At 63.2% G+C, this 26716-nt stretch carries 23 protein-coding genes and 1 pseudogene; 14 read left to right on the top strand and 10 right to left on the bottom strand.

The features are described 5' to 3' along the window. The first annotated feature begins 72 nt into the window (after positions 1-72). Positions 73-885 (top strand): annotated as a pseudogene (gene blaOXA, locus B3349_RS19755) (class D beta-lactamase). A gap of 131 nt (positions 886-1016) precedes the next feature. Here the strand turns inward: blaOXA and B3349_RS19750 are convergent. Then, entirely contained in the window at positions 1017-1508 is a 492-nt protein-coding gene (locus tag B3349_RS19750; RefSeq protein ID WP_291591343.1) for a hypothetical protein, read from the bottom strand. 303 nt (positions 1509-1811) lie between these two features. Here B3349_RS19750 and B3349_RS19745 point away from each other — a divergent pair, with 303 nt between their 5' ends. The 6 genes from B3349_RS19745 (at position 1812) to B3349_RS19720 (ending at position 10558) form a co-directional block, all read left to right on the top strand. Then, positions 1812-2291 carry a sigma-70 family RNA polymerase sigma factor gene (locus B3349_RS19745; RefSeq protein ID WP_291591520.1) on the top strand — a complete coding sequence of 160 codons (480 nt, stop codon included), beginning with the start codon at positions 1812-1814 and terminating at the stop codon, positions 2289-2291. A 10-nt stretch (positions 2292-2301) separates the two neighbouring features. Then, positions 2302-3243 carry a FecR domain-containing protein gene (locus B3349_RS19740; RefSeq protein WP_291591342.1) on the top strand — a complete coding sequence of 314 codons (942 nt, stop codon included), beginning with the start codon at positions 2302-2304 and terminating at the stop codon, positions 3241-3243. A gap of 201 nt (positions 3244-3444) precedes the next feature. Continuing rightward, positions 3445-5991 carry a TonB-dependent receptor gene (locus B3349_RS19735; protein WP_291591340.1) on the top strand — a complete coding sequence of 849 codons (2547 nt, stop codon included), beginning with the start codon at positions 3445-3447 and terminating at the stop codon, positions 5989-5991. 348 nt (positions 5992-6339) lie between these two features. Continuing rightward, the gene (locus B3349_RS19730) at positions 6340-6699 is read left to right on the top strand and encodes a DUF2946 family protein (protein ID WP_291591338.1); all 360 of its coding nucleotides are present in this window, start codon (positions 6340-6342) and stop codon (positions 6697-6699) included. A gap of 89 nt (positions 6700-6788) precedes the next feature. Beyond that, positions 6789-8987 carry a TonB-dependent receptor gene (locus B3349_RS19725; protein ID WP_291591336.1) on the top strand — a complete coding sequence of 733 codons (2199 nt, stop codon included), beginning with the start codon at positions 6789-6791 and terminating at the stop codon, positions 8985-8987. A gap of 11 nt (positions 8988-8998) precedes the next feature. After that, positions 8999-10558: a PepSY domain-containing protein gene (locus B3349_RS19720; RefSeq protein ID WP_291591334.1), complete on the top strand. Its 1560-nt coding sequence runs from the start codon at positions 8999-9001 to the stop codon at positions 10556-10558. A gap of 97 nt (positions 10559-10655) precedes the next feature. Here the strand turns inward: B3349_RS19720 and B3349_RS19715 are convergent, their stop codons facing one another. Next, the gene (locus B3349_RS19715) at positions 10656-11057 is read right to left on the bottom strand and encodes a GFA family protein (RefSeq protein WP_291591333.1); all 402 of its coding nucleotides are present in this window, start codon (positions 11055-11057) and stop codon (positions 10656-10658) included. A 279-nt stretch (positions 11058-11336) separates the two neighbouring features. After that, entirely contained in the window at positions 11337-12224 is an 888-nt protein-coding gene (locus B3349_RS19710; RefSeq protein ID WP_291591331.1) for a LysR family transcriptional regulator, read from the bottom strand. A gap of 105 nt (positions 12225-12329) precedes the next feature. Here B3349_RS19710 and B3349_RS19705 point away from each other — a divergent pair, with 105 nt between their 5' ends. The 5 genes from B3349_RS19705 (at position 12330) to B3349_RS19685 (ending at position 16999) form a co-directional block, all read left to right on the top strand. Beyond that, positions 12330-13061 (top strand): SDR family NAD(P)-dependent oxidoreductase, encoded by a 732-nt coding sequence (locus tag B3349_RS19705; RefSeq protein ID WP_291591330.1) that lies wholly within the window; start codon positions 12330-12332, stop codon positions 13059-13061. Positions 13062-13192: 131 nt separating this feature from the next. Then, positions 13193-14266, top strand: coding sequence for an alkene reductase (locus B3349_RS19700; RefSeq protein WP_291591328.1), 1074 nt, complete (start codon positions 13193-13195; stop codon positions 14264-14266). A 30-nt stretch (positions 14267-14296) separates the two neighbouring features. After that, on the top strand, positions 14297-15121 hold the full coding sequence (locus B3349_RS19695; protein ID WP_291591326.1) for a pirin family protein: 825 nt from the start codon (positions 14297-14299) through the stop codon (positions 15119-15121). A gap of 63 nt (positions 15122-15184) precedes the next feature. Next, the gene (locus tag B3349_RS19690) at positions 15185-15790 is read left to right on the top strand and encodes an isochorismatase family protein (protein ID WP_291591324.1); all 606 of its coding nucleotides are present in this window, start codon (positions 15185-15187) and stop codon (positions 15788-15790) included. 75 nt (positions 15791-15865) lie between these two features. Next, a complete protein-coding gene (locus B3349_RS19685) occupies positions 15866-16999 on the top strand; it encodes an FAD-dependent monooxygenase (protein ID WP_291591323.1) in 1134 nt (377 codons plus the stop codon). Between the two features lie 714 nt (positions 17000-17713). Here B3349_RS19685 and B3349_RS19680 read toward each other — a convergent pair. The 6 genes from B3349_RS19680 to B3349_RS19655 form a co-directional block, all read right to left on the bottom strand. Continuing rightward, positions 17714-18802, bottom strand: a complete 1089-nt coding sequence (locus tag B3349_RS19680) for an ABC transporter permease (RefSeq protein WP_414646950.1) — start codon at positions 18800-18802, stop codon at positions 17714-17716. A gap of 57 nt (positions 18803-18859) precedes the next feature. Continuing rightward, the gene (locus B3349_RS19675; protein WP_291591319.1) at positions 18860-20044 is read right to left on the bottom strand and encodes an ABC transporter permease; all 1185 of its coding nucleotides are present in this window, start codon (positions 20042-20044) and stop codon (positions 18860-18862) included. Next, positions 20041-21090, bottom strand: coding sequence for an HlyD family secretion protein (locus B3349_RS19670; protein WP_291591317.1), 1050 nt, complete (start codon positions 21088-21090; stop codon positions 20041-20043). The genes B3349_RS19675 and B3349_RS19670 overlap by 4 nt, the downstream gene beginning before the upstream one ends. Further along, on the bottom strand, positions 21087-22502 hold the full coding sequence (locus tag B3349_RS19665) for a TolC family protein (RefSeq protein ID WP_291591315.1): 1416 nt from the start codon (positions 22500-22502) through the stop codon (positions 21087-21089). The genes B3349_RS19670 and B3349_RS19665 overlap by 4 nt, the downstream gene beginning before the upstream one ends. A 319-nt stretch (positions 22503-22821) precedes the next feature. Continuing rightward, complete coding sequence (locus tag B3349_RS19660; protein ID WP_291591314.1) at positions 22822-23184, bottom strand: VOC family protein; 363 nt, start codon at positions 23182-23184, stop codon at positions 22822-22824. A 345-nt stretch (positions 23185-23529) separates the two neighbouring features. Next, complete coding sequence (locus tag B3349_RS19655) at positions 23530-24075, bottom strand: PaaI family thioesterase (protein ID WP_291591313.1); 546 nt, start codon at positions 24073-24075, stop codon at positions 23530-23532. A 59-nt stretch (positions 24076-24134) separates the two neighbouring features. Here B3349_RS19655 and B3349_RS19650 point away from each other — a divergent pair, with 59 nt between their 5' ends. Next, complete coding sequence (locus tag B3349_RS19650; protein WP_291591312.1) at positions 24135-24596, top strand: MarR family winged helix-turn-helix transcriptional regulator; 462 nt, start codon at positions 24135-24137, stop codon at positions 24594-24596. Between the two features lie 39 nt (positions 24597-24635). On the opposite strand, the gene B3349_RS19645 is transcribed toward B3349_RS19650, so the two are convergent. After that, positions 24636-25295, bottom strand: a complete 660-nt coding sequence (locus B3349_RS19645; protein WP_291591311.1) for a TetR/AcrR family transcriptional regulator — start codon at positions 25293-25295, stop codon at positions 24636-24638. Positions 25296-25427: 132 nt separating this feature from the next. Here B3349_RS19645 and B3349_RS19640 point away from each other — a divergent pair, with 132 nt between their 5' ends. Further along, positions 25428-26522 carry an alkene reductase gene (locus B3349_RS19640; RefSeq protein WP_291591309.1) on the top strand — a complete coding sequence of 365 codons (1095 nt, stop codon included), beginning with the start codon at positions 25428-25430 and terminating at the stop codon, positions 26520-26522. Positions 26523-26716 lie beyond the last annotated feature (194 nt).

Here is a 26716-nt window from a genome sequence, read left to right as displayed (position 1 = left end):
GTTTACTCCTGGGCGCTTCACGTGGGCAGTGGTGTCTCGGGCGAAACTACAGCTTTCAGCTCAAGCGTCAAAATGCTCAAAGCCTCAGCCTGCCTCATCGCTGCATTCGTGTTGTTTTCAGCGCCCATCTCACACGCAGGAGAGTTGTGCACCCTGGTTGTGGACGCGGCAACCGGCGATACCGTTGTCCACAGTGGCGCCAGTTGCGCACAGCGCATCACGCCTGCGTCCACGTTCAAAGTCGCCATCAGCTTGATGGGGTTTGACTCTGGAGTGCTCCAAAGCAGTCACCGCCCAGCATGGCCCTATCGAGATGGCTACCCTGACTGGGCAGGAGATGCATGGAAGAGAGATATTGATCCAGCTGGCTGGATGCAAAAATCCGTTTTCTGGTACTCCCAACAGGTGGTGAAGCAACTCGGCCAGACTCGCTTCAAGTCTTATGTGGCCTCCTTCGACTATGGAAACAAAGACACCTCAGCTGTCCAGGTGCAACATCCTGGAAACCAGGGTGTCTGGGTCATATCGTCGCTCCAGATTTCACCCATCGAGCAAGCTGCATTCCTGAGAAAGCTGGTCAATCGCCAACTCCCCGTGAGCGCTGGTGCGTATTAGATGACCTAAGAGATCACCCGGCAGGAAGATCTGAATGGTTGGCGTGTCTACGGAAAAACAGGCACCGGATCACCGGGGCAGGACAACAAATACCAAGCAGATCAAGCCTATGGCTGGTATGTCGGGTGGGCCAGAAAAGGCGCGCAAGCCATGGTGTTTGTCCGCCTTATTCAAGATGAAAAAGTGCAATCCTCCAATGCAGGTTTACGGGCCCGTAGCCAAATGTCCGAGCAGCTGCTTTCGGTCACCGCAATCAACCCAAAGCGCTGAGGGCAGCGCCTGCAACTGGCCGGCGACCGCGGTAGGCGACCCGTTGCAGCCGTACCGCACTCCTGGTGCAATCAGCATTGCGTGATTTTCAAGCCGCTCGCCAGCCCAAGGCAGGCGCCTTGCCCTGACGTTCAGTCCTCGCTCGCACGCGGGTAGCCTGCATCTGCCCACTGCTGCGCAGCAGCGCGGGTGAGCCTGTAGTCGGGACGGGTTCGTACCTTGGCCAATTGGCTGCCGTCCGCTGCCGTCGCACTGAGCGTGGCAGTGGGGTTCTCCTCATCGGGCTCGATATCGAGAGCCACCGTCACGCGCAATCCGTGCACGTCAATCTGTATAGCTTGGTGCAACAGCGCTGCCAAGTGCTGCTCATGCCGACGGATGACCTCGTTGGCAGTCTTCACCAAGGTATTGAAGGCCGACACGTCAAGTGGCTTGGGATTTTTCTTGTCGCGGCCCATGGTCCATGGGCCGACCAGGGCGGGTTCCGATTGGCCGTCTTGGGTCATTGACACAGCCCAGCCATCGTCGTCCTCGCTCTTGATGACGCGGGCTTCCCAGCCCTTGTGATGCCAAAGGCGGTCTTCGAAGATGGAGACGTCTTCCTGTTCGGGTTGTACGGACATGCTTGGCTTCTTTTTTGGAGCGATCAAGTCCAAAGTTTACTGTTTCTTTATACAGCCCACAGCCTTGTGAGGCAGAGGGCACCGACCGCACCGCGGCATTGGCCAAGTCGCACCGGCGTTCGGGCCCACATCTCCACACAAGCTCTCGGCGGTTCACAACCCGCCCCCAACCTGCATTTCGAGGTGAGGCCTTCCACAAATTGAGAATAGGTATCATTTATGTAGAATCGCCGCATTTCCAATGCACCTGAACCTCCCGTGTCCACTCTCGCCAACAGCATCGCCAGTGACGCACTTGGCGGCATGTACACACTGCACAACCGCTGGCTGATTGCCTGGCTGCAGCGCAAGCTGGGCGACCGCCACGACGCAGCGGACATTGCACAGGACACCTTCGCGCGCATCTGGAGCACGGCCAGGACACAGGCCATTGAAGACATCCGCGAGCCCAGGGCCTATCTGACCACCGTCGCGCGGCGGCTGATGATCAACCATCTGGAGCGCCGGTCGCTGGAACAGGCCTACCTCGGCTCCTTGCAGCTGCTGCCCGAAGCGACTGCCCTGTCTGCCGAAGACCGGGCCATTCTGCTGGAGACGCTGGAGGAGCTGGATGCCTTGCTGGGCGAGCTCCCCGCCAAGGTGCGCACGGCATTTCTGCTCTCTCAGCTCGAAGGGCTGGCCTACGAAGAAATTGCCCAGCAGATGCAGCTGAGCGTGCGCACCGTTACCCGCTACATGGCACAAGGCTTCCGGCAATGCCTGCGCGTGATGTGGAATGCCTGAAGACCATCCCATGGATGCACGCATACTCGACGAGGCGGCCCAATGGATGGCGCGCCGGTATGCCCCCGGCTTCGGCGCTGCGCAGCAGGCAGAGCTGGCCCAGTGGCGCGGCCTGAGCGCCACCCATGAAGCCGTCTGGCAGCGCATAGAACAGCTGCAACTGCGTATGGATGGCGTCCCCCCATCCATGGGCATGGCCGTGCTGAACCGTCCGCGGGCAGGCAGCCGTCGGCACGTGCTGCGGGCCACGGCGCTGGCCCTGGCCACCCCCATGCTGGGCTGGCTGTCCTACCGCCACCTGCCGTGGCAGGTCTGGAGTGCAGACTTCAGCACCGCCACCGGCGAAACGCGCGATGTGACGCTGGCGGACAACAGCCGTGTGCTGCTGAACACGGCCTCTGCCATCAGCACCCGCTTTGACAGCGAAGCACGCCGGATCCGCCACTATGCGGGCGAGATCATGGTGGAAACCGCGCACGACAGCGCCTACCAGGCTCTGCCCTTCCTGGTGCAGACGGACGACGGCCTGCTGCGCGCCCTGGGCACCCGGTTCACCGTTCGCAAGCATGCGCACGGCACCACGCTGGCCGTGCTGCAGGGAGCCGTGAAAGTCACGCCCGCGCAGTCCGGCCAGTCCCTGGTGGTGCAGGCGGGGGAACAGGTCAGCTTCAACAGCCACCAGACTGGTGCCGTCACACCACTTCCTCCCCATACCGATGCCTGGGTGCGGGGCACGCTGTACGCCCAGGACATGCGCCTGGAAGACTTCCTGGCCGAGCTGCAGCGCTACCGCCCCGGGGTGCTGCAGTGCGCCCCCGGTGTGGCCAACCTGCGCGTCTCCGGGGTGTTCCAGCTGCGCGACACAGACCGCATTCTGGAACTGCTGGCGCAGACCCTGCCCGTGCGCACGCAAGCACGCACCCGCTACTGGGTGACGCTTACCCCCGCCTGATGCTGATGGGACTGCGCTGTTCCTCTCCGGCTGCCGTCTGCTTTTGCTTTCCACCGACCTCGCCCGTCATCTTTCGCCACCGACCATTCCTGGCTTCCAGGCAGGAATGCCAATTTTTTGTCCAACGCTGTCCGGTTTTTCGATCTCGCCTGTCAAGCACATCAAGACCCATTCATTGACAGACAACGAGGACTGAACACCATGCCCGCCACGCGCTCACGGCCCATCGCCCCCCACTCCCCTGCGGTGCCACTGCACCCGCTCACCCTGGCCGTCCGAGGCGCGTTTGTGGCCATCGTCGGCAGTGCCGCACTGGCCCTGCCCACGGCGGTGCACGCGGCAGAGCCTGCTGCCCAGTCCGCACAGAAGGCCTACCAGATCAACGCCGGCCCGCTGGGCCCCGCGTTGATGGACTTTGCCGGCCAGGCCGGCATCAATCTCAGCATGGACCTGGCCCAGTTCAAGGACCTGCGTACCCCCGGCCTGTCCGGCCCCCACACCGTCGACAGCGGCTTGGCACGCTTGCTGGAACACTCGGGGCTGCATGCCCGCCGCCTGGGCGCAGGCAACTACGCGCTGGAAGCTGCGCCGGCCACCCAAACGCCCGCAGCCCCTGCCGCGTCCAAGACCGGCGCCGCCGCATCGGCAGATGGACAAGCTGCAGCGGAACTGGCCGCCGTCACCGTGTCCGCACGCACCCAGAACAATCTGGTGGCCCCGTCGCGCCAGGTGACCATTCTGGAAGGGGAAGAAGTCCAGCAATTGCGCCAAGGCTCCGACAGCCTGGCCACCATGCTCAGCAAGGTGGTTCCCGGCATGGCGGATTCCAGCCACACCATCACCGACTACGGGCAGACACTGCGCGGCCGCAACATGCTGGTGCTGGTGGACGGGGTTCCGCTGAACACCAACCGCGACTCCTCCCGCAACCTGGCCAACATCAACCCCGCCGACATCGAACAGATCGAAGTGCTGCGCGGCAGCAGCGCCATCTACGGCAGCGGCGCGGCCGGGGGCATCGTCTCCGTGCGCACCAAGCGCCCTTCGGGCGAGACCAAGGCAGAGACCATCGTGACGGGATCGGCCCCTCTCTCGCAACTGCGGGGCGCCGGGCTGGGCGGCGAAATCCAGCATTACCTGTCTGGCGGCGGCGACGTGGTGGACTACTCGGTCAGCCTGGGCGCCAAGCACGTCGGCGGCTCCTACGATGTCAAGGGCAAACGCATCGCCCCCGAACCCAGCCAGGGCGACCTGTTCGACTCCAACATCTACAACGCATCGGCCAAGATCGGCTTCAAGCTGGACGCGAACCAGCGCCTGCAGCTCTCCGTCAGCCACTACAACGCCAACCAGGACACGGACTATGCGTCCGACCCGTCCGTGGCCCGCCTGCCTGCAGGCACGGCAGCGGCCAGGTCCATCCGCGGTCTGGAGCTGGCCGACCAGAACCAGATCAAGAACACCATGCTGGGCCTGGACTACGAGAACCGTGACCTTGCGGGCAGCATTGTGGCGGCGCAGTTCTACTACCGGGATTTCTACACGCGCTTTGCCCCGTTTGATGCGCGGGCCGTGCCCGTGCGGGGTGCCAACGTCGACCAGTCCATGCAGAACTCCGATGTGTTCGGCGGCCGCCTGACCGTCAAGACACCGCTGGGGGCCGAGAAAAACACCCTGCTGATCTGGGGCGCGGACTTCAACCACGAGCGCACCGACATGCCGATCGATATCTTCGATCCCGCCGCCTATGACGCCAGCAGCGGCCTGGTGTTCAACAAGACCGGGCGCCTGACCTACATGCCCCCGGTCACCACGCGCAGCCTCGGCGGCTTTGCCCAGCTGCAGCACAAGTTCAACGAACAATGGTCGGTGGAAGGCGGCGCGCGCTACGACCGCGCCCAGGCCAGCTTTGACGACTTCACCCCCCTGTCGCAGTCCAAACTGTCCAACCCCCAGCCCGTGGCAGGCGGCACCGTCAAGTACAACGCCTGGACCTACAACCTGGGCACGGTGTTCGCACCCACCCAGGGGCATGAACTCTATGCCTCCTACAGCCAGGGCTTCGAGCTGCCCGATATCGGTGTGGTGGTGCGCAATGCCACGGCGGCCTTCAACATCGGCAACTCCAACCTGCAGGCGGTCAAGACCAACACCATCGAAATCGGCTGGCGCGGCAAGTTCTCCAACGTCATCGCCAACCTGGGCGCCTTCCAGTCCGAGTCCGATCTGGGTGCGGTGCAAAGCTTCAACAACGGCCTGACCCTGCTGCGCACCAAGGAAAAAATCCATGGGCTGGAAGGCAGCCTGGATTACTTCAGCGACGACGACCACTGGAGCACCGGCGGCAGCTTCACCTGGATGAAGGGGCGTGAACTTCCCCAGAATGCGGCCCAGTACCAGGACATGACGGGCTACCGCATTCCGCCCCTCAAGCTGACGGCCTATGTGGAGTACCGCCCCAGCGCTAGCTGGAGCCACCGCCTGCAGGCCAGCTCCTATTCCTCCAAGGACTACCGCCTGGATGGCAAGACCAGCTTCGGCCGCTACAACACCAAGGGCTACACCACGCTGGACCTGATCAGCCAGTGGAAGATCGACCCCAAGAACCGCATCTCCCTGGGTGTGGAGAACCTGCTCAACCGCAACTACTACCCGCTGTACAGCCAGCTGCTGCGAAGCAACAACAACACCAGCCGCCTGCCCGCAGCAGGCACGGTGCTGCGCATCAGCTACGCACACACCTGGTAAGCCGGCCTGAGCTCGGCTGACCCGCCCATGGCGGTAGCTGCCAGCGGCCTGCAGTCACCTGCAGCGCCCTGCGGCCACCATAGTGGCGGTGTTTGCATTGCCAGAACGGGTGTCCACAACCGCTCTGGCATACCGCCCTGCAAACCGCTGCAACCCGCCGCGCGCGGCACTGGTGCATGCGGGTGTGGAAGGGCAATTGAACGTACCAACGCTGCAAACCCGGCCCTGCAACGCCAGCGTTGCGGACTTGGCGTCAGCCCGTGGTGAATGGCACACAGCACGGCACCGGGTCGGATTTTTCCGGCCACCGTTTCCGGTTTGGCTGCACTGGCTTGCATAATGCAGGCCATGCAAGCGCTGCGCTCCTCCCTGTCAATGACCCGCCTGGTTCTGGCGTGGTTCATGCTGACCCTGGGCATTGCAGTGGCCTCGCCCATCGTGCACCCCCGCGCCATGGAAGTGGTCTGCACCTCTGGTGGCAGCATGCAGGTGATCATGCTGGATGAGGACGGTCAGGCCATCCCGGGCCCGCACCATTCGCTGGACTGCCCCTTGTGTCTGGCTATCACCACGCCACCAGTGTATGAGTACCAGCATGTGGCGCAGCCGCAGCCCCTGGGGCTGGCGCTGCAACCCATTGTCGCCGCGCGCATTGCCGCGCTGGTGGGGGCGCCGCTCCCACCCCGGGGACCTCCCGCTCTCGTGTAAGTCCCGTGCGTCCGGCATGGCTGCCGGCGCGCGCCATCGCCGCCGGGCTGTGTCCTGCGCGGCTGGTTTCACTTGCACGCAGATCGTTCATGACCCGTCCTTTTTTTGCTGCAGCGCCCCAAGGCGCTGCCCGTTTCCGCTCGTCCATCCCCTTGCAGCGCCAGCGCACAGCCCTAGCCATGGCCCGGCTGCCCTGGCTGCTGTCCCTGGCATGGGCGGCTTCGCCCGGCTGGGCCCAGACTGCAGCCATGCCCGCCGCCACGCTGGATACGGTGACCGTCCACTCGTCCGGCAATACCACGCTGGAACGCCCGGTCAGCACTGGCAGCCGCCTGGACCTGAGCCTGCGCGACACCCCGGCCAGCGTGGAAGTCACCACCCGCGAACAGCTGGAGGCCAGGGGCGACAGCACGCTGATTGACGCCATTACCCGCTCCACCGGCATCACCAGCCTGGGCCACCCCGGCAACAGCGGCAGCTCCTTGTCCGCGCGCGGCTTCACGGACACCACCTCCGTCATGCGCCTGTATGACGGCACCCGCCAGTACGGCGGCGTGGGCGTCAGCTTTCCGTTCGACACCTGGTCCATCGACCGCATCGAAGTGCTGCGCGGCCCCGCCTCGGTCATCTATGGCGACGGCGCCATTGGCGGCGTGGTGAACGTGATCCCCAAGAAGCCCACGCGCGGCGCTGTGCGCAACGAAGTCCAGGCTACCATCGGCACGGACGGCAAGCGCGCCCTGGCCTTTGGCAGCGGCGGCGCCATCAATGAACAATGGTCCTATCGCCTGGATGTCAGCGGCGACCAGTCGGACGGCTGGGTGGACCGCGGAGATTCCAGCAACCGCACAGTCAGCGGCGCGCTGCGCTGGGACCTGACGCCGGACTTCAGCCTCCAGCTCTCGCACGCGCAAGGCCGGCAAAAACCCATGCGCTACTTCGGCACGCCCCTGGTCAACGGCGCACAGGACCCCGCCCTGCGCGAGCGCAACTACAACGTGGCCGACAGCCGCATCCGCTACCAGGACCGCTGGACCGAGCTGATGGCCCAGTGGACCCCCGGCAGCAACACCGTGGTGCGCAGCAAGCTCTACCACATCCGCAGCGACCGCTACTGGCGCAACGCCGAAACCTATGCCTACAACGCCAGCACGGGCCTGATCGACCGCTCCGGCAACACCGAGATCGGTCACGACCAGACCCAGACCGGCAACACCACCGATGTCACCTTCACCAGCAGCCTGTTCGGCCGCCCCAACCAGGTGTCCGTGGGCTTTGACGTGAACCGCGCCACCTTCCAGCACAGCAACAACACCTACACCGGCAGCTCCGGCTCCGTGGACCCCTACCACCCCGACCCCGGCTACTACACCAGCGCGGTGCCCTACATCCCGCGCTACCGCAACCAGGCCGACCAGTACGCACTGTTCGCCGAAGACCGGCTGGAGCTGACGGAGCGCTGGTCCATCGTGGCAGGCACCCGGTTTGACCATGCCGACCTCACCCGCCAGGACCTGGTGGCCGGCAACCAGGCCTTCCAGCGCAGCTACTCCAACACCGGCTGGCGCCTGGGCACGGTCTACAAGCTCCACCCTGACCTGTCGCTGTACGCCCAGGCTGCCAAGGCGGCCGACCCGGTAAGCGGCCTGCTCATGCTGTCGGCAGCGAATGCGGCGTTCGACGTGTCCACCGGCAAGCAGTTCGAAATCGGCCTCAAGCAATCGTTCTGGCAGGGCAAGGGGGACTGGACCCTGGCCGCCTACACCATCAGCAAGAACAATCTGCTGACACGCGACCCCAGCAACCCCGCGCTGCGCATCCAGGTGGGCGAGCGTTCGTCCAAGGGGATCGAGGGCACGCTCTCGCTGCAGGTCACGCCGTCCGTGCAAGTCGATGCCAATGTGGCACTGCTCAAGGCCCGCTATGACGACTTCCGCGAATCCGTGGGCGGCGTCGCCGTATCACGCAACGGCAATGTGCCCACCGATGTACCCGAACGCGTGGCCAATGTCTGGGTGGGCTGGAAGTTCATGCCCGGCTGGACGCTGTCGGGCGGGCTGCGCCATGTCGGCCAACGCTATGCCGACGCGGCCAACACGCTCCGGCTGCCGGCCTACACCACCACCGACCTGGCACTGCAATGGCAGGCCACGGCAGACACCACGCTGACCCTGCGCGGCTTCAACGTCTTCGACAGGCACTACTTCACCACCGCCTACTACACCACCAACCAGTGGTTCGCTGGTGAAGGCCGGCGTGTCGAGCTGACGGTGAACCACCGCTTCTGATCGGGCTGCGTATGTGGTCTATTTCCCACGCCAAACGCCTGGTGTTTCTGGTGCACCGCTGGACCGGGGTGGCCGCTTGCGTGCTGATGGCCCTGTGGGTGCTCAGCGGCATGGTGATGCTCTTTGTGAGCTACCCCAAGCTGCAGCCCACAGAGCGTCTGGGCGCGCTGCCGCCTCTCCCCCTGGCCGCCGCGCAATGTTGTGTGCCGGTGGAAGCCGCCCTGCAGCACAGCCCCGCGCCGCAGGCCGTGCAGCAGATCACGCTCACCACCATTGCCGGGCGGCCCAGCTACCGGCTCAAGGAAGGCGACGGCACCTGGCACGTGGTGGATGCCACCACCGGCGCCGCCGCGCCCCCGGTCGATGCGGCCATGGCACTGCGCAGCGCCCAGGCCTTCCTCCCCGGCGCAGCCGGGCAGGTGCTGGGGCGCACCCAGGGTGACCGGTGGTCCCACGCGGGCCTGCTGGATGCGCACCGTCCGCTCTACCAGGTCCAGATGCACGATGCAGCGCAGACCCTGTTGTACATCTCCTCCACCACGGGTGAAGTGGTGGTGGATGTGCCGCGCTACCAAGGCTACTGGAACTATGTGGGCGCCTGGCTGCACTGGGTCTATATGTTCCGCGACGGCGCCAAAGACCCGGTCTGGAGCTGGCTGGTCATTGGCCTGTCTGCGCTGGGCACCCTCTCGGCCCTGGCCGGGGCCCTGGTAGGCATCTGGCGCTGGCGCTTCAGCGGGCGCTACAAGTCGGGCGCCAAAACCCCGTACCGCGAATTCCAGATGCGCTGGCACCACATCACCGGCCTGGTGTTCGGGCTGGTGATGGTGCTGTGGATCTTCAGCGGCCTGATGTCCATGAACCCGCTGGGCATCTTCAGCCCCACCGGCGCGCGCCCGGACCTGCGGGCTTACCAGCAAGCCCTTCCGGGCACCACCCGCCCCGCGGTGGCGGTGGAGGACGCGCTGCAACTGCTGCAGGCCGACGGATTCAGTGCCCGCGAGATCGAATGGAAAGTGCTGGCCGGCCGGCCCTACCTGCTGGCCCTGGATGCGGCGGGCGCAAGCCGCGTGCTGTCCGGCACTGCAGGCAGCTTCCAGGTCCAGCGCGGACTGGAGCCCGCGCAACTGGAACGCGCCGCACCCCTGCTGCTGCCCTACGGCATCCATTCCGCCACCTTGCTGGACCACTACGACGCCTACTACTATCGGCGCGGACAGGCATCCATGTACGCCGCTGCCGTTCGCGACCTGCCCGTGCTGCGGGTGGAGTTCCAGGACCCGGGCCGCACGGTCGTCTACCTCAGTCCCGCATCCGGGGAAGTGGTGCTCAGCCTGGACCGTGCGCAGCGCGCCAACCGCTGGCTGTTCAACTTTCTGCACAGCTGGGACCTGTCATGGATGCTGCAGCACGCCTGGCCGCGTGACATCGTTCTGGTGCTGCTGAGCATCGGCGCGCTGGCCCTGGCCGCCACCGGCACGGTGCTGGGCTACCGGCGGCTGGTGCGGTCCACCGGCCAGCAGTTGCGCGGGCAGGCCTGGGGCGCTGCGGCCAAGCCCCACAGCGGATAAACGCGCACACCTGGCAAAGGAACGCAGCTGATGAATGTGCACGCCTGACAGCTCACTCCACCGGGCCGGCCGCAATAGCAGGACAGTGCTTGAGCGATCAGCCCTGCTGCACGCACGGCCCGGGAAAGGTGGACCATGCAGGCTGCGCATCCAGGTGCACATGCTTTTGCTTGGCCGCCTCCAAAGGGGTGTCCAGCGTGCCAAGCGCCACACAGACCCAGTCGCTCCAATCCCCAGCTTTTCTGGACCAGAACAGGGACGAACCGCAATGCCGGCAAAACTGCCGCAGCACGGATTCCGATGAGGCATAGGACGTGATGTCCGCCTCCCCCGAAACGATGCACACCTCCTGGCGCGGCACCGCACCGTAGGTGGCGAACGCCGCACCATGGCTTTTGCGGCACTGCGAGCAATGGCAATGGGTCACTGCCTTGGGTGGTGTCAGCAAGCGGTAGCTGACTCTTGCGCATAAACAGCTTCCCATATAGCTCTCCAGCACGGCTTCGTCTCCCGAATTCCAAACCTCTATCGTAAGCGCCAGGGGTACGCATTCAGGGCTGCTTTGGGCATCGCCCTCACAATGCCCATCGTGGCCTAGGCATTGCATAGCGGCCTTCTGGAGCATGTGCTTGCGGACTGGACGGCATCAGAACGCCTGATCCACCTCGTGTATCCGCCACCACGTGGAATGCTGCCCTCGGTTCGCAGCTTGATCGACTACCTAGTCACACATCTGCCACCGGCCATCCAACACGCACGCCCTTAATCCAGCGCAGCTTTAGGGCACATGGCTGTGCTGGCCAAGACGCTCCTGAAGAAACTCGATGAAGCGCTGCACCTTGGCGGGCAACAGGCGTGTTTCCGTCAAGGCGTACACCGGCGTCGACTTGCCCTCCCATTCCGGCAAAATCCGCTGCAGTCTGCCTGCTACGACGTCCTCGGCAACGATTTCCGTGGGCAGCAGGACAATCCCCATGTCGAGCGTGGCCAATCGTCGGAACATGCCCACACTGTTGACCATGAATCGTCCGCCCACTTCAACTTTCATGGTCTTCTTGTCGTGATGAAGCTCCCAGGTGCCCGCTTTCGCGAATCCCAAGCATTCGTGTTGGGCCAGCTGTGAAGGCTCCTGCGGCATTCCAGCTATGTTGAGGTAGCCGGGCGAGGCGTAGGCCTGCACTTTGAGACGGGCCAACAGCCTGGCGATCAGGTTGGAACTGTTGAGTTCGCCCATGCGGATCGCCACATCAAAAGGCTCTGACACCAAGTCCACCCGTCTGGGTGTAAGGTCAAAGTCAAAGGTGATACCAGGGTAGCGGCGCGCGAATTCAGCCACTAACGGAGCCATGTAGATCGTAGCGAAATCGACCGGCAGCGAGGCTCGCAGCACACCGCTTGGCTGCGCCAACATCTCTCCCAATTGCTCATGTGCGATACGGGCTTCGTCCACGATCCGCCGACAGCGCTCGTAGTAAATCTGCCCCGCCTCCGTAAGTTCGACCTTGCGCGTCGTGCGATGCAAAAGCCGCAGACCCACGGCCTTTTCCAAGGCACTGATTCTGCGAGACAGGGTTGAATTCGGTACCCCGGTCACATCCGACGCACCTCGAAAACTGCGCGCGTGAGCAACCTCCACAAACAGCGCCATGTCATTGAGCAGCTCCATCTAATTGTTCCATTTTTGAATCAATGATTGCCATTTTGATGTATTTATCTCTTTTGAGGAATGATCAAAAATTCAGTCATCGCTTTCAATAACAGGAGAAATTCGATGGCTGAAGGAACTGCAGTTATCAGCGGCGCCGCCAATGGAATCGGGCAAGCCTATGCACAACGTCTGGCTGCTGACGGCTTTGACATTGCCGTGGCAGATGTCGTTGACGCATCGACCACGAAGGGCCTCGTTGAGGCCGCAGGTCGCAAGTTCTTCTCTGCCTTGGTGGATGTGACGTCACCTGAATCCACGCAGAAATTTGCTGCCGACGTTGCAGCGAACCTTCCTCCTGTGGTGGCACTGGTCAACAACGCTGGCATCTATCCTTGGAAGTCGTTTGCTGACACCGACTACGCCCTGTGGCGCAAGGTGCTGGGCGTCAACCTGGATGGTGCTTTCCTGATGAGCAAGGCTTTCATCCCCGGCATGGTTGAACGCAAGCTGGGCAGCATCGTGAACGTGGCCAGCAGCAGCCTGTGGCTGAACGTCCCTGATATGTCCGCCTACATCGCCAGCAAGGGAGGCGTCATCGGACTGACCCGCGCCCTGGCCAGCGAGTTCGGCGCCTCGGGCGTAACCGCCAACGTCATCGCTCCGGGCTTGACCAACACCAAGTCGATGCGCGGCACCAACGAGGACATCTTCGATTTCCTGCCCAAGCAACAAGCCATTCCTCGAACGATTGAACCAAGTGACCTGGTCGGCGTGGTCTCGTTCCTGTGCTCACCAGATTCTGCTTTTGTGACTGGTCAGACCATCGTCGCTGACGGTGGCCAAGCACGCCTCTGACACCCATTGAAATGACTCGCCTTGCAAAAGCTGGCCTTCATGAAGACGCACAACGCACTCCAACCAGTGCGCTGGATTTCTCGCTTTCACTGACCTTTGCAGTGCTCAACCCCAACGTTTAAGGAATAGAAATGAACAAACTGCTTTCTCCCGTCCGCATCGGCCGTCTGGTCGCCCCGAACCGCGTTCTTATGGCCCCCATGACCCGCTCGCGCGCCAGTGAGGATGGCGTTGTTGGTGACATGACGGTGACGTATTACGCACAGCGCGCTAGCGCCGGCCTGATCATCTCTGAAGGGGTGTTCCCGTCTGCAGGCGGTAAGGGATACATCTCCACACCCGGGATTGAAACCGAAGCCCAGGTAGCAAGCTGGAAGAAGGTCACCGAGGCAGTTCATGCTCGTGGTGGCCGCATCTTCATGCAGATCATGCACTGCGGTCGTGTCTCCCACCCCTCGCTGCTGAACGGCGAAACCCCCGTGGCACCTTCCGCCATTCAGCCTGCAGGGCAAGCTTGGACTCCGGTCGGGCAAGTCGACTTCGTCACTCCCCGCGCGCTGACAGTGGAAGAAATCGCCGGCATCGTAGACGACTACCGCCAAGCCACCCGCCGTGCCATCGAAGCTGGCTTTGACGGCGTCGAGCTGCACGCAGCCTCGGGCTATCTGCCCGAGCAGTTCTTGTCCTCGGGCAGCAACCAGCGCACCGACCTGTATGGCGGCTCGGTCGAGAACCGTGCCCGTTTCATCCTGGATGTGGTGGATGCCATGGCTGCCGAAGCCGGTGCCGACCGTGTCGGCATCAAGATTTCGCCTGAGATGAACTACAACAGCATCACCGATGCCGCTCCCGAGGAGACCTACACCTACCTCGTGGGCCAGTTGAGCGAATGGGGCCTCGCATACCTGCACGTTTCGCTGTTTGGCAACCCTGCTGTGGACTACCACACCGTGCTGCGCCCCCTGTTCAAGGGCACCTACCTCATCGGCAGTGGCTTGACACAAGAAAGCGCCGAAAAGCTGCTGCAGGACAACAAGGCTGACGCCGCCGTGTTCGGCGCCCCCTTCCTGGCCAACCCGGACCTGCCAGAGCGTTTCCGCGTGGGTGCCGAACTCAATGCACCTGATCGGAACACGTTCTTTGCACCACCTACCGCCAAGGGCTATATCGATTACCCCGCGATGGTGCCTGTGGAAGTCGAATAAGGCGGCCTGACGCCGAAAGGAGAAATCACCATGACCACTATCGCTCGCATGCAACGCGCCAACCGAGGAACCCAGTTCCGCGCCTACCGCCTGCACGGTTCCGACCCCTCGCTGCTCGATCCCTTCATGGGGGTAGACCACGCCTGGATGAGCGCACCGACGTTCCCACCGCATCCGCATGCAGGGTTTTCTGCCGTGACCTACCTGTTTCTTGATTCAGAAACTGGCATTGCAAACCGCGATTCCCAGGGCAATCGGACACTGATCGAACCCGGTGGCTTGCATTGGACAGCAGCGGGACGCGGGGTGGTTCATGAAGAGAACCCTGCGGTGCTCGGGAGCACGACCCATCTGCTGCAGATTTTCATCAACCTGCCCGCAAATCGCCAGAACGCGGCACCTTTTTCCCTGACTTTGCAGCCGCGAGATGTGCCAGTGGTGCAGCGGCCTGGTGCACGTGTGCGAGTTCCGTTGGGCGCCTTTGGCGACGCTCGCTCGCCGCTAAGCCCTCCCACCGAGGTCACGTTGCTGGATGTCACCTTGGAGCCGTTTGCAGAGCTTGAAGTGCCAATCCATGCCGGGCAGCGCGCGTTCTTCATGCCTATCTTTGGCAGTGCCGAAATCGACGGCAAGGCCTTCGGGCTGGACGACCTCGGTGCTCCCGTTATGCCGACCGCTGTCGACGCGACAACACACAAGCTGGTGGCAAAAGCAGACGGCATCAAAGCCGCGGTTTTCATCGGGAAACCGCTGTATCAACCCGTGTTATCGAATGGACCAATGGCATTTGCGACTAAGGAAAACCTTGTCGCAGCGGCCGCTGCTTATCACCGTGGCGATATGGGAAGCCTGTAAGGGCCGCCACGCACTCTCGGGGCAAGTGACCCAGTCGCCTCATCACACTCTAGGAGCTACGTCATGAAGTCTGAACAATTCACCGCTGAAAACTCTGCTTTGCTGCTCATCGACCACCAGGTCGGCACCATGCAGCTGATCAAGAACATCGACAAGGATCTGGCCGCGAAGCAGTCAATCGCACTGGCCAAGATGGCCAAGATCCTGAACATGCCCGTGGTCATCACTTCCAGCCAGGAAGACCGCGCCCAGGGCCCCATCCTGCCCGAAATCGCCCAAATCCTGCCCGAAGCACATGCGGCTCGCATCAAGCGTCCTGGCGTGGTCAATGCCTGGGCCTACCCTGATTTCCACAAGGCCGTCTTGGCCACGGGTCGCAAAAACCTGATCATGGCCGGTGTCACCACCGACGTGTGCCTGATCTTCCCCGCCATTGATGCAGCTAAAGAAGGTTTTGGCGTGCAGGCTGTGATGGATGCCTCAGGCTCTCCCAGCGACCTGTCCGAAGAGTTCTCGCGCCAACGCATGCACGACGCTGGCGTGGTACTCACAGCCACCAACACGTTGATGGCAGAAATCGCTCAGGACTGGTCCACTCCCAACGGTGAAAAGCTGATCACGCTGCTGTTCACCGACGTGTTCCCGGCCCTGGGTGCAGGCATCGCCTAAGGGCAATCGCAACCCTGTGGGTCGGCATACCTGCCCACAGACTGCTTACTTCTGATCCCTGGAAATCGTCCTGTGATGTTGAAAAAGGAACCTCAAATCGTTGTGGTGGGCGGCTCTCTTGCCGGTCTCACGGTGGCGCTGGCCAGTGCCTCAAAGGGCGTACCGGTTCAAGTGGTGGAGCGGGCGATAGAAAGAACCCAGGGGGGAGACAGCTTGAGTGTCGACCTGGCAGCTATTGCAAACACCACAGGCCATGATCCCCGCGGTGTCCACAAGCTGCCCGTTGTACCGGCATACCGCGACCGCCATCTGACCACTTGGCCAGCCCTGTACGGCTGGCTGCGCGACCGGGTTAGTGAAACTCCAGGCATCTTGCTGCAAGAAGGCAAGTCCGTTGCGTACGTAAGAGCATTTGGCGACAAGGCAGAACTGTCATTTGAAGATGGAACTCAGTTGGTGGCGGACGCCGTTATCGGCGCAGACGGCTATCACAGCGTCGTCCGCCGAGCGATGGCACCCGAGACCCCCTTTGCGCGCTATTCAGGCTACCTCGTGTGGCGTGGCCTTGTGGATGAGCAGAAACTGACAAAACCCGTTCCATGGCCCTCCAATGGTGGCTTATGGATCGAATTCGTGCAGGGTTACCGCCTGGTAGCCGCCGTGCTGCCAGGGCGTGATGGCTCGGTGGAAGTCGGCAAACGCCAGATCACTTTTGCGTGGTTTGACGCCCACCGCAGCGAACTGCTTCGGAGCATGAACCGCTTGAGCGCCAATGGCGATCTCGTGGGCACATTGGGTCGATCAAGCATCGGCAAGGAGTTGCGCGATGAGCTTGTGGCCAAAATTCCAGAGCTTTGGCCAGAGATGTGGGCCGAAGCCGTGACCGTCGGTGTGCAGTCGAAGGACACCCTCAGCGGAGCCCCAATCGCGGAGTGTCTGCCCGATAGGCTGGCTGACGGACCACTCGCGCTTGTGGGCGATGCCGCGCATGTGGTGTCACCCATGACAGGCAGTGGCTTTGCCACGGGGGTGGACGACGCCACCGTTCTGGCCTGGCTACTCGCAACTCGCTCGGAAAACGAGTCTATGAGTGCCATCCTGCAGCGCTACGAGGCTGCTCGCCTGCCGTACGTCCGCGCATTGGTCGCGCACTCGCTCCGCCTGAGCGCCGAATACGTCAGTCACGCAGCCAAAGTCAGTTCTACCTAAAGCACTGCCTGGCGCCTCCATCAATACCGCGCACTCCCATTTTTCAGCCAATTGACTAGCGAGTCCGGGTTACGCCTAGCGATTACCGCTGTTCAATGTCTGAATTTGATTGCGAATGCTGCCGTCCACATGGACTGTAACGACTGACCGCGATCAGCCTGAAGCCGTCATCCCCAGAGATGCACCATTGGAAATGGTCCTAGCTGAGCAACCGCCGTAGTCAAGCTCTCCCCCTCCCAGCTGATTACCCGCCATATCCACAAAGAGTGTTAGCTTGGCCACTGCTCCCCGTCTTCTCCGTCGCGTTGATCATCGACCCTGGGCAGCTCCCCTTCCCCCCCTCTGCCTTCGCCCTTCATCGCCAAGCCTGTCTCGCGACTTGCCTTCCGCTGAATCCCGCATCTCAGGCATCTCAGGCATCGCCTGCAACAGTGCAAAATTTAGCTGGTAGCCATCAAACCCGGTCGATATCGACGAGCAGAGAATCTCCTCCACGCGGGTGCCCGCAAAATAGATATTGCAGTCGGCCTGCAGTGAACGCCTCGGCGATCACTGCACGTTGGCTCACCGGCATATGCCTTCGCCCCCATTGCACAAATCAGAGCATCCGGTTTCTGCCCCTTGGCTCCAGAGGCATGACCGGACCGGGGCTTCCACTGGTATTTCGGCAAGACCTGCTGCGCCAGCCGGCCGATTCGCAGCGCCCGATCTGGCTCACACCGCGGGATTGCGCCGCTGTGCCCCCTGCCAGAGCACGGCCAGCCAGGACAGCAACGCCATGCCGGACAGCCAGGCCAGTTGTGCCAGGCCGGAAAGCAATGGCGCGCCCAACTGATTGAAGCGCAGCGAGGCCTCTATGCCCGCCGTGCTGGGCGAGAGCCACCGCAACCACTGCAGCGGCTCAGGCAATGCCTCGGGCGGCCAGGTGAAGCCGCCCAGAAAAGCCAGTGGAATCGAGGTGAAAAGCACCACCTGCAAAGCCCGCTCGCGGTTCGCCAGCCACCAGCCCAGCAGGCAGCCGCATCCCACCACTGCTGGCACAAAACAGGCCAGCAGCGCCAGAGCGCCCCATGGATTGCCGCCATGCGGGAAGTCCTGCCAGACAAAGATCCAGCCAAAATAAAAAAGCCCCGCCAGCCATCCTGGCACGCACAGCGCCAGAAGCCGTGCAAACCACTGGCGAGCGCCGACATGCGCCTGTGCCTGCTCCCGCCAGGTTCCCGCCAGCAGCGCACTACCCATCAACAGCGTCTGCTGGAGGATCAGCACGGCCACGGCTGCCACGACAAAGCTGCCATAGCCTTCCGTGGGATTGAACAGGGCCACGGTCTGCAAGTTCACCGGGGAGCGGCCCACGGCTGCTTGTGGCGCACTTTGACCGCCTGCCTGCAGGCGCTTGATCTCGACACCGGCAGACACCGTGCCAAACGCCTCGGCAAAACCGTACTGCACCTGTTTGCTGACCAGCGGATAAGCGCCGTTGGCATAGACCGGCACCACCACATCCGTGCGGCGCAGCACATCGCGTTTGAGATCACGCGGCAGCAGTGCATAGCCCATGACCTCACCGCGCAGCACCGCCTCGCGGGCCTCCGCCTCATCGGAGGTCACCAGTTTCAGATCAATGCGTGGACTGGCCTGGGCAAACCGCAGCATCTGCCGTGCAAGGCCGGAGTTGTCATGTACCACCAAGGCGACCGGCACCTGCTGCACCACCTGGGTGCTGTAGAACCAGGGATAGAAAAAACCATAGAGTATCGGCGCGCCCACCAGCAGCAAAAGCGCTCCCTTGTCGCGCAGCATCAGGACCAGGCTGTCCAGCCACAGCCGGGGGAAACCGACATCGGGATGGGGCATGGCTCAGCGCCCTCCCCATTTCTCGGGCTTGCGCAGGCCACGCGACAAACCTGCCGATGCCAATGCAAACAGCAGCAGCGCCGCCAGCAGCAAGCCTGCCACCACGGGCAGCGTCTGGACCACGGGCGCGCCCATCTGCCACTGCTCGACCTGCAGCCTGGCGTAGTGGGTGTAGGGCATGGCCAGTGCCCAGCTTTGGGCACTGCCCGTCATCGCCAGCAAGGGAAAGCCCATGCCACTGAATGCGAATGCGGGCGCCGACAACAGGCCGGCCCCCGAAAGCGCCGTACGCAACGACAAGGTGATGGCCGCCAACGCCGCGCCACACGCCAGGCTCACTGCAATCAGTGCTGCAAGGCCCACCGCAATCCAGGCCATGCTGCCAGCAACGGTCCAGCCTCTCAGCAGCGCAAGATGCAGCAAAGCCGCCATGCCGCTGCCCCACAGCAGCACCGCAGGCGGCAACAGCTTTCCAAGCAGCGCCGCCGCCACCAATGCCGCGCTTGCAGTCGGACGATCCGGGCTCAGCCAGTCCCCCAGCGTACCGTCCCGCAGCTCCCGCCCCACGGACCACGCGCCTGCCGTCATTGCCAGGATATGGATGAGCGCAGGTATCAAGGCGGCAGCCAGAAACTGCTCGTAATTGGTGGATACATTGAACAGCGCCAGCAACTGGGTCTTGATCGGTTCCATCTGCACCTGCAGCACCTGGTGCGGCGTTCCACGCTTGGCCGCAGTCTGCATTTCCACCGCGGCCGACAGCGTGCCCACCACCTGCTTCAGGTCACGCTGCAGCAGGCTGGATGCCGTGGCCAGCTGCGCGTTGTGCAACAAGGTCACCGCGCCGCCAAGCCCCTGCTTGACATGGGTCTCCAGATCCGGAGGAATATGGACCACACCGTAGACCTCCCTGCGCAGCAGCGCATCCGCCGCCTCCCCCCGGTTGAGCACGGTCTGGCGCACTTCCAGCCCCGGAGTAGCCTGCAGCATGCGCACCAGTTGGCGCGACAGCGCAGAGCTGTCTTCGCTCCAGACGGCAATGGGCAGGCGATACGGCTGGCCCGCCGAAAAAATCCAGCACATCAGCGCAAGCACCAGCAAGGGCACCCAGCTGACCATGGCCCAGTCCCAGGGGCTTGCCCGCAGCCGGCCCCATTCACGGCGCAAGCTGGCGGTCAACACACTCATGCACCCGCTCCGGCAGCCCCTTCGACGATCACGCTCATGCCTGGGCGTGCCCCATCGATCACCTGCACGGGCTTGGCTCTCACCTCAAAGGTGCGCGCATCAAAACCCTGGCTACCCCGCGTGGTGCGCCAGGTGGCGAAGTCCGGCAGCACGCCGAGAAAGCTCACTTCGAACTCGACCTGCCGGTTTCCCAGCGCCGGCAGTCGACCGGTAAAACGGCTTTTCATGGCAAAGCGCTGCAGTTGATCCTCTCGCACATGGAGCACCAGCCACTGATCGCACAGGTCCACCACCGTCACCACCGCAACGCCCTGGGGCGAAAGCTCGCCCTGCTTGGCCAGCACATTCGCCACCTCTCCGCCCACCGGGCTGTGCAACTGGGTTTCCGCTTCTGCGGCCTTGGCTTCCGCGATGACGCCATCCACCTGGCGCACCTGCGCGGCCGCTGCGCTTTTGTCTTCCGCGCGCGCGCCGCTGGCCGCCATGTCGTATTGGGCCTTGGCGGCGCGTGCCTGCGCATCCGACGCACGCCAGTTGGTCAGCGCTTCATCACGCTTCTGGGCAGACACCAGGCCTTGGTTGAACAGGCTCTGCACCCGGTCGTACGAAGTCTTGGCCAGACCCGCCGCCGCCTGGGCACGCTGCCAGCCCAGGCGCGCCATCTGCACTTCCTCTGGTCGCGCACCGTTGCTGGCCTTGGTGGCCACGGCCTGGGCCGCATCGCGCGCGGCCTGGGCCTGTGCCAGCTTGGCCTGCACTTCGGGGCTGTCCATTTCCACCAGCAAATCGCCAGGCTGGATACGCTGCCCCTCGGTCACATGCACCTTGGAGATACGCGCCGTGACTTTGGCCGCAATATCGGATTCACGTGCCTCCATCTGCCCCTGGAAAAATGGAGCCGCAGGCTGGGCAGACCGCCAGAACCCCCAGACGATGAAGACCAGCACCGCAGCCACGGCGAGCAGCGCCACGGCAGGCGGCCGCTTGGGCTTTGTGACCACGGGGCCAGGGCTTGCGGCAGAGGAGGCAGGTTCAGGTGTGTTCATGGTGTGTCTGCGGTGATCTGGATGTCGGCACGGGCCATGTAGCGGCTGAATTCATCGCTCTGCCCCGTGCTCTCAAGCAGGGCGGCCAGAGCCTGCACATACTGGTTGGCAACCAAGGCGCGTTCCGTCTGCACCTTGGCCAGATTGAGCTGCGCATCAATCAGGTCGAGTGTGGTGCTGGTGCCCTCTTTCAGACCCGCCTGGCGCAGGCGAAGCAGTTCACGGGCCAGATTTTCCTGGGCCTGTCCAGCCAGGTACTGGGTGCGCGACTGTTCCACGGCAAGCCAGTTCTTCTCGACCAGCAATCCGATGTCGGAGCGCACCTGGGCATCCATCAACTCGGCCTGCTCCACCTTGCGCAAGCCTGCCGCCGAGAGCTTGTCGCGGTCAATGCTGTCCCACAGCGTCCAGCGCACCGCCACACCGGCAACCCAGCTGGGCTTGCCCGTGGTATTGACCTCGCGCAGGCCAAAGGCCAGAACCTGCGGCTTGCGCAGCGCCTCGGACGCATCGTGCAGCGAAGCGGCCTGACGCTGCTTGGCCGCAACCTGGCTGAGCCCGGGGTGATGGCTCAGTGCGGAGTCCAGAAACTGCAGCAGCGGCGGCAAGGCTTCGCTGCTGACAAACAAAGGGGAGCTGGGGCGCACGGCAGCGCCGGCATGCACCGTACGCGCCAGCGCACTGTGTGCCAGCCGAGCATCGTCATCGGCCTTGCGCGACTGCTGCTGGGCATCGGCCAGGGCGGCACTGGCTTGCAGGCGTTCGACCTGGGAAATAACGCCGGCTTTGAGCATGCGCTGGGCCGCGTCATCATGCGCCCGAACGCCTTCCAGGGCGCGACGGCGCAGAGACGCATTCCGATCGGCCAGTTGCGCCGTGAAGTAACGCTGCACCAGCAGGGTCTGAAGCTGCGCACGACTGCTGGCCGCATCGGCAACCGCTTCGTCGGTCATGGCATCCATTTCGCCGCGTACGGCGTCGCCCAGTCCCCCTATATAGACAGGCCAGACGGCGGCCAGACTGGCCGAGCCGACATTGTTCTTGCGCTGCAGATCGTAGTTGCTCGGCAGGCTGGGCAATTGCGCGACCGCACCGCCCAGTTGGGGCGGCAAAAGCGAGATACCGTTACCGAGCGCACGCCGTGCAGGATCCAGATCCACGTCGACATTGGCCGAATAGCGGTACGCCATGCCGGTGATGGAGACCGAAGGTCCGCCAAGCCCCTCTATGCCTTCCCGGCGCAAACGGGCACTGTCCACCGACTTGGCCGATGCAGCCAATTGCTCCGACCGTTCCAGAAACGCCGCCCTGGCCTGCTCAAAGCTCATCGCGTTGTGAACCGTCTGCGCCCGGGCTGGCGACGCCGCCGTCATCAGCAGGAACAAGGCCAGGGGAAAGCAGCTGAATTTCATGGATGGCTAGATGATCTCTTGCATACAGGGAAGAAACAACAAGCTGTCCGGGTCCATACCGCTGAAAAGGCCTCTGCACCGGGGGTCTTCTCCAGGCTGCCCGCGCTATCCAACCCGCTCTAGGCAAGCACCCATTATCCATGGGCAACTGGAAGCACGGGCGGTGCAGATGGCCATCAGGGAATGCCCCAAGACACCCCTGCCTCAGGCCTATGGCAGGCAGGGTTGCAGGCTATGGAGCCACTCCACTCAGCGACAGATTGCGAACATCTGCCAGCGCTGTACCAAGCCTGCAGAGTGCCAGCTATCGCCGTCCCGATCACGCTCTGTATTGGCGGCTCGACACGCTGATGGAGTTGCCGTCCGGGTCTTTGGTATTGGCAAATGCGTAGCCGTTTGCACGATGGACTGCACCAAACTTGATGCCGGCAGCAGCCGCTGTTGCGACGAATTCGTCGACATCTGGCACGCTGAAAGACAGCTTCACAACCGCCGAGCCGAACTTGAGACTCTTCGCCGCCTGGTGAATCAGAATCTCTGCACCACCATCACCATTCTTCAGCTCCATCAGGCCATCCACCACCTCATAGGTAGTGTCAAAGCCAAAGTGTTCCGCGTAGAAACGCGCCGTACGCTGCATGTCCTTTGCATAGATCAGTAGCGTGCTGAGGGTGATGTTCATAGTGCAAGTATCGCTGCATACACAGACGGTCTGAATTGCCGCGCCCGACCGTGTTGGAAACCTCGTGGCCTGGGGTTCAGAATGTCTGACCACTCTGAAACCGGCCTGGCCTGCAGGTGCCACGAAGTGACTACCGATTCGCCCGGAATCTCCACCACTATTCTGGGATGAATGGTCACCAGAGACATGTCAGGCTGGCAGCTGGTTTGCACACACCGCGCCAGGCACCCACGCCGCACCAGGAAAGGGAACGCTTGCATGGGCAGCCACTGCGCCTGCGAACCATGCGATCCACGGCAATGCGCGCCCCTGGCCAAGGCACCGATACCACCGTGCAGGGATGCCTCAGGACGGCTGCTTGCCCACCGGATGGTCAAAGATCAGACAAGTCGTGGTCGCATGCGCGTACAGCTTGCCGTCGGGCCCCACGATGCGCCCTTCCGCGGTGGCAACCTGGCGGCCCACATGGATCACCGTGCCCTCTGCCCGCACCAGCGGCACGCCATCGGTCAGTGCGCGCACCATGTTTACCTTCAGCTCCAGGGTGGTAAAGGCCTTGCCTGCGGGCAGGCTCGCGTGGATGGCGCAGCCCACGGCAGAATCCAGCAAGGTGGCAAACCAGCCGCCATGCACGGTGCCCAGCGGGTTGTAATGCCTGCGCTTGGGGCTGCCCTGAAACACCGCCTCCCCCGGCGCCACATGGATGGGTACAAAATCCAGCGTCAGGCCAATGGGCGGCGGAGGCAGTTCTCCGGCAAAGATGGCGTCAAACACTTCAATACCTGAGCGCTGGGCCACCTCACTGGGGGCCGCCGTCCCGACCTCACCCAGACGCGCGCGCACCGCAGCTTCCTCCACCTGCCAGCGTTCGATCACCTGCTCCATTGTCATGACTGTCTCCTTGGTTGCTTAAATTTGCAATTACAACTGTTGTATCTACAATATATCAAATGAAGAACGCCATCAAGCCCCAAGGGTGCACCAACCTCAAGCTGCGCCAGCTCAGCCGCATCGTGACGCGCCACTACGATGGCTTTGTTGCCGATGTGGGCTTGAAGATCACGCAGTACTCACTGCTCTCCCATGTGGTCAAACTGGGGCCCATACGCCCCGGTGATCTGGCCCGGCGCATGCAGATGGACGCCTCTACGCTGACGCGCAACCTGCAGCCGCTGGCAGCGCTGGGCTTGCTGACAGTGGGGGCCGGCGCGGACGCACGCAGCCGCCTGGTCAGCGCCACAGAAGCCGGCATCGCCAAGCAGGTCCAGGCACAGCAGGCCTGGAAGGCCGCCCAGTTGGCGCTGAACGAGCAACTGGGCCGCGAACGCGTGGTGGCGCTGCACACGCTGCTGGACTCCTGCATCGAACTGCTGGGCGAGGATGAAACCTTGGACATCGCTGCCGCCGCCTGACTGCAGGCCCTGGCTGCAGTGGTCCCACCCAGCATGGGCTCAACCAGGCTCCGGGGCATGCCCTGCCGCCACAAACCTTGTCCTGGATGGCGGTTTGGGGGGTTTTGGAGATTGCGCAGCCAGCATCCGCAACATGCTGTCCCGGCACACCGACAGGATCTCGTCGGCCAAAGGAGAATCATCCGGGCAGGCCCGCGACAGGACCATGGCTCCGACCGCATGCGCCAGGGTGTCGATGGCATGGGCATGCGCCTCGCGCGCTGTGAGCACTGCTCCCGGCCCTGCCCGCTCCAGTACGGGAAGCTCTTTTTCCAGGGCCTGCAGCAGGCATTCAATGCCTTGCGCAAATGCGGCCCTGACTGCTTTTGGCTGGCGCGCAGCATCCGCGCCCAGAGCGGCCAGGGTGCAGCCCGCCGCACGCGTGTCGCGGTGCGCACGCGACAGGTAGCTGCGCACAAAAGCCGGCCGGTCTATGCCCGCCGCCAGCGCTACGGTCTGTGCCATGCCACCAGCCGCACACTCGGCCATCAGATCCGCCTTGGAGCGGAACTGCTTGTAGAAGCCGCCATGGGTAAAGCCTGCGGCCGCCATCAGCTCGGCCACGCTCACGCCGTCGTAGCCGCGTTCGCGAAACAACGCGGACGCTGTCTGCACGACATGCGCCCGGTTGTCATGTGCCTGTGCCTTGCTGGTTTTCATGGCTGTGCCTTGTGGTGTACACCTGCAGGAAATGCTTGGACTATACATAGATGATGACCATCATCAAAGTCTTGACAACTTAGATTATGCTCATCATCATTACAACTTCTTCACCCCTGGAGCAGATGCAACATGACTGAGAAATCGCTTTTCCAACCGTATGTTCTGGGCGATCTGGCGCTGGCCAACCGCATCGTGATGGCCCCGCTGACCCGCAACCGTGCAGGCGAAGGCCTGGTGCCCAGCCCGCTGGCGGCCACCTACTACGCGCAACGCGCCTCGGCCGGCCTGATCATTGCGGAAGCCACCCAGGTCTCGCCCCAGGCCCAGGGTTACCAGGACACCCCCGGCCTGTACACGCCCGCGCAGATTGCCGGCTGGCGTGCCGTGACCGATGCGGTGCATGCCCAGGGCGGCAAGATCTTTGTGCAGCTGTGGCACGTGGGTCGCGTGTCCCATGTCTCCGTGCAGCCAGCAGGTGCTGCACCCGTGGCACCCTCTGCCATCCGCGCCCAGACCAAGACCTTTGTGAACAATGGCTTCGTGGAAGTGTCCGAGCCCCGTGCACTGGCCCTGGATGAAATCCCCGGCATTGTGGATAGCTTCCGCCAGGCCGCCGCCAACGCCATGGCTGCAGGCTTTGATGGTGTGGAAGTGCACGGTGCCAACGGCTACCTGCTGGAGCAGTTCATCAAGGACGGCGCCAACCACCGCACCGACGCCTATGGAGGCACTGTGGAAAACCGCGCCCGCCTGCTGCTGGAAGTGACCGCTGCCGTTGCCAAGGAAATCGGCCCCCAGCGCACCGGCGTGCGCATCTCGCCGGTCTCGCCGGCCAATGGCATCTCCATCAGCGCCCCGCAACCCCAGTACAACTACATCGTGGAACAGCTCGACGCACTGGGCATCGTCTACCTGCACGTGATCGAAGGCGCCACCGGCGGCCCCCGCGATGTTGCCCCGTTCGATTACGACGCACTGCGCACACGCTTCAAGCACACCTACATCGCCAACAACGGCTATACCCGCGATCTGGCCGAAGCCCGGCTACAGCAAGGCAAGCTGGATCTGGTTGCCTTCGGCCATGACTACATTGCCAACCCGGATCTGGTGGAACGCCTGCAGTCCGGCGCGCCGCTGGCCCAGATGCACATGGCCACGCTCTACGGCGGCGGCGCGGCCGGCTACACCGACTACCCCGCACACACAGCCGAGGCCACGGCCTGAACCCAGGCCCAGGTAGTACGACGCTGCACACGGCAGGAATCAGCCCCTGGTTCCTGCCCGCTACGCCCCTTCCCCCACCACAGCAAAGCTCAAAGGAGCCCCCCCCTCCCCTACAGCGCCCGCCGCTGTGGCGCGGAAGGGTGTTGCCTGCACCACCGCACTTCTTTACCGCCAGCAGACCGACTGATCGCCCA

It is taken from the genome of Comamonas sp. UBA7528 (assembly GCF_002479375.1).
Classification (GTDB): domain Bacteria; phylum Pseudomonadota; class Gammaproteobacteria; order Burkholderiales; family Burkholderiaceae_C; genus Comamonas.
Note: the sequence above shows the minus strand (reverse complement) of the source record. Positions and strands in the feature narration are given on the sequence as shown.

What these genes read in the sequence shown, in the direction of transcription:
- B3349_RS19750 (WP_291591343.1), bottom strand. Translation starts at nt 1,508, where the DNA reads ATGTCCGTACAACCCGAACAGGAAGACGTCTCCATCTTCGAAGACCGC.
- B3349_RS19745 (WP_291591520.1), top strand. Translation starts at nt 1,812, where the DNA reads ATGTACACACTGCACAACCGCTGGCTGATTGCCTGGCTGCAGCGCAAG.
- B3349_RS19740 (WP_291591342.1), top strand. Translation starts at nt 2,302, where the DNA reads ATGGATGCACGCATACTCGACGAGGCGGCCCAATGGATGGCGCGCCGG.
- B3349_RS19735 (WP_291591340.1), top strand. Translation starts at nt 3,445, where the DNA reads ATGCCCGCCACGCGCTCACGGCCCATCGCCCCCCACTCCCCTGCGGTG.
- B3349_RS19730 (WP_291591338.1), top strand. Translation starts at nt 6,340, where the DNA reads ATGCAAGCGCTGCGCTCCTCCCTGTCAATGACCCGCCTGGTTCTGGCG.
- B3349_RS19725 (WP_291591336.1), top strand. Translation starts at nt 6,789, where the DNA reads ATGACCCGTCCTTTTTTTGCTGCAGCGCCCCAAGGCGCTGCCCGTTTC.
- B3349_RS19720 (WP_291591334.1), top strand. Translation starts at nt 8,999, where the DNA reads ATGTGGTCTATTTCCCACGCCAAACGCCTGGTGTTTCTGGTGCACCGC.
- B3349_RS19710 (WP_291591331.1), bottom strand. Translation starts at nt 12,224, where the DNA reads ATGGAGCTGCTCAATGACATGGCGCTGTTTGTGGAGGTTGCTCACGCG.
- B3349_RS19705 (WP_291591330.1), top strand. Translation starts at nt 12,330, where the DNA reads ATGGCTGAAGGAACTGCAGTTATCAGCGGCGCCGCCAATGGAATCGGG.
- B3349_RS19700 (WP_291591328.1), top strand. Translation starts at nt 13,193, where the DNA reads ATGAACAAACTGCTTTCTCCCGTCCGCATCGGCCGTCTGGTCGCCCCG.
- B3349_RS19695 (WP_291591326.1), top strand. Translation starts at nt 14,297, where the DNA reads ATGACCACTATCGCTCGCATGCAACGCGCCAACCGAGGAACCCAGTTC.
- B3349_RS19690 (WP_291591324.1), top strand. Translation starts at nt 15,185, where the DNA reads ATGAAGTCTGAACAATTCACCGCTGAAAACTCTGCTTTGCTGCTCATC.
- B3349_RS19685 (WP_291591323.1), top strand. Translation starts at nt 15,866, where the DNA reads ATGTTGAAAAAGGAACCTCAAATCGTTGTGGTGGGCGGCTCTCTTGCC.
- B3349_RS19680 (WP_414646950.1), bottom strand. Translation starts at nt 18,802, where the DNA reads ATGCTGCGCGACAAGGGAGCGCTTTTGCTGCTGGTGGGCGCGCCGATA.
- B3349_RS19675 (WP_291591319.1), bottom strand. Translation starts at nt 20,044, where the DNA reads ATGAGTGTGTTGACCGCCAGCTTGCGCCGTGAATGGGGCCGGCTGCGG.
- B3349_RS19670 (WP_291591317.1), bottom strand. Translation starts at nt 21,090, where the DNA reads ATGAACACACCTGAACCTGCCTCCTCTGCCGCAAGCCCTGGCCCCGTG.
- B3349_RS19665 (WP_291591315.1), bottom strand. Translation starts at nt 22,502, where the DNA reads ATGAAATTCAGCTGCTTTCCCCTGGCCTTGTTCCTGCTGATGACGGCG.
- B3349_RS19660 (WP_291591314.1), bottom strand. Translation starts at nt 23,184, where the DNA reads ATGAACATCACCCTCAGCACGCTACTGATCTATGCAAAGGACATGCAG.
- B3349_RS19655 (WP_291591313.1), bottom strand. Translation starts at nt 24,075, where the DNA reads ATGACAATGGAGCAGGTGATCGAACGCTGGCAGGTGGAGGAAGCTGCG.
- B3349_RS19650 (WP_291591312.1), top strand. Translation starts at nt 24,135, where the DNA reads ATGAAGAACGCCATCAAGCCCCAAGGGTGCACCAACCTCAAGCTGCGC.
- B3349_RS19645 (WP_291591311.1), bottom strand. Translation starts at nt 25,295, where the DNA reads ATGAAAACCAGCAAGGCACAGGCACATGACAACCGGGCGCATGTCGTG.
- B3349_RS19640 (WP_291591309.1), top strand. Translation starts at nt 25,428, where the DNA reads ATGACTGAGAAATCGCTTTTCCAACCGTATGTTCTGGGCGATCTGGCG.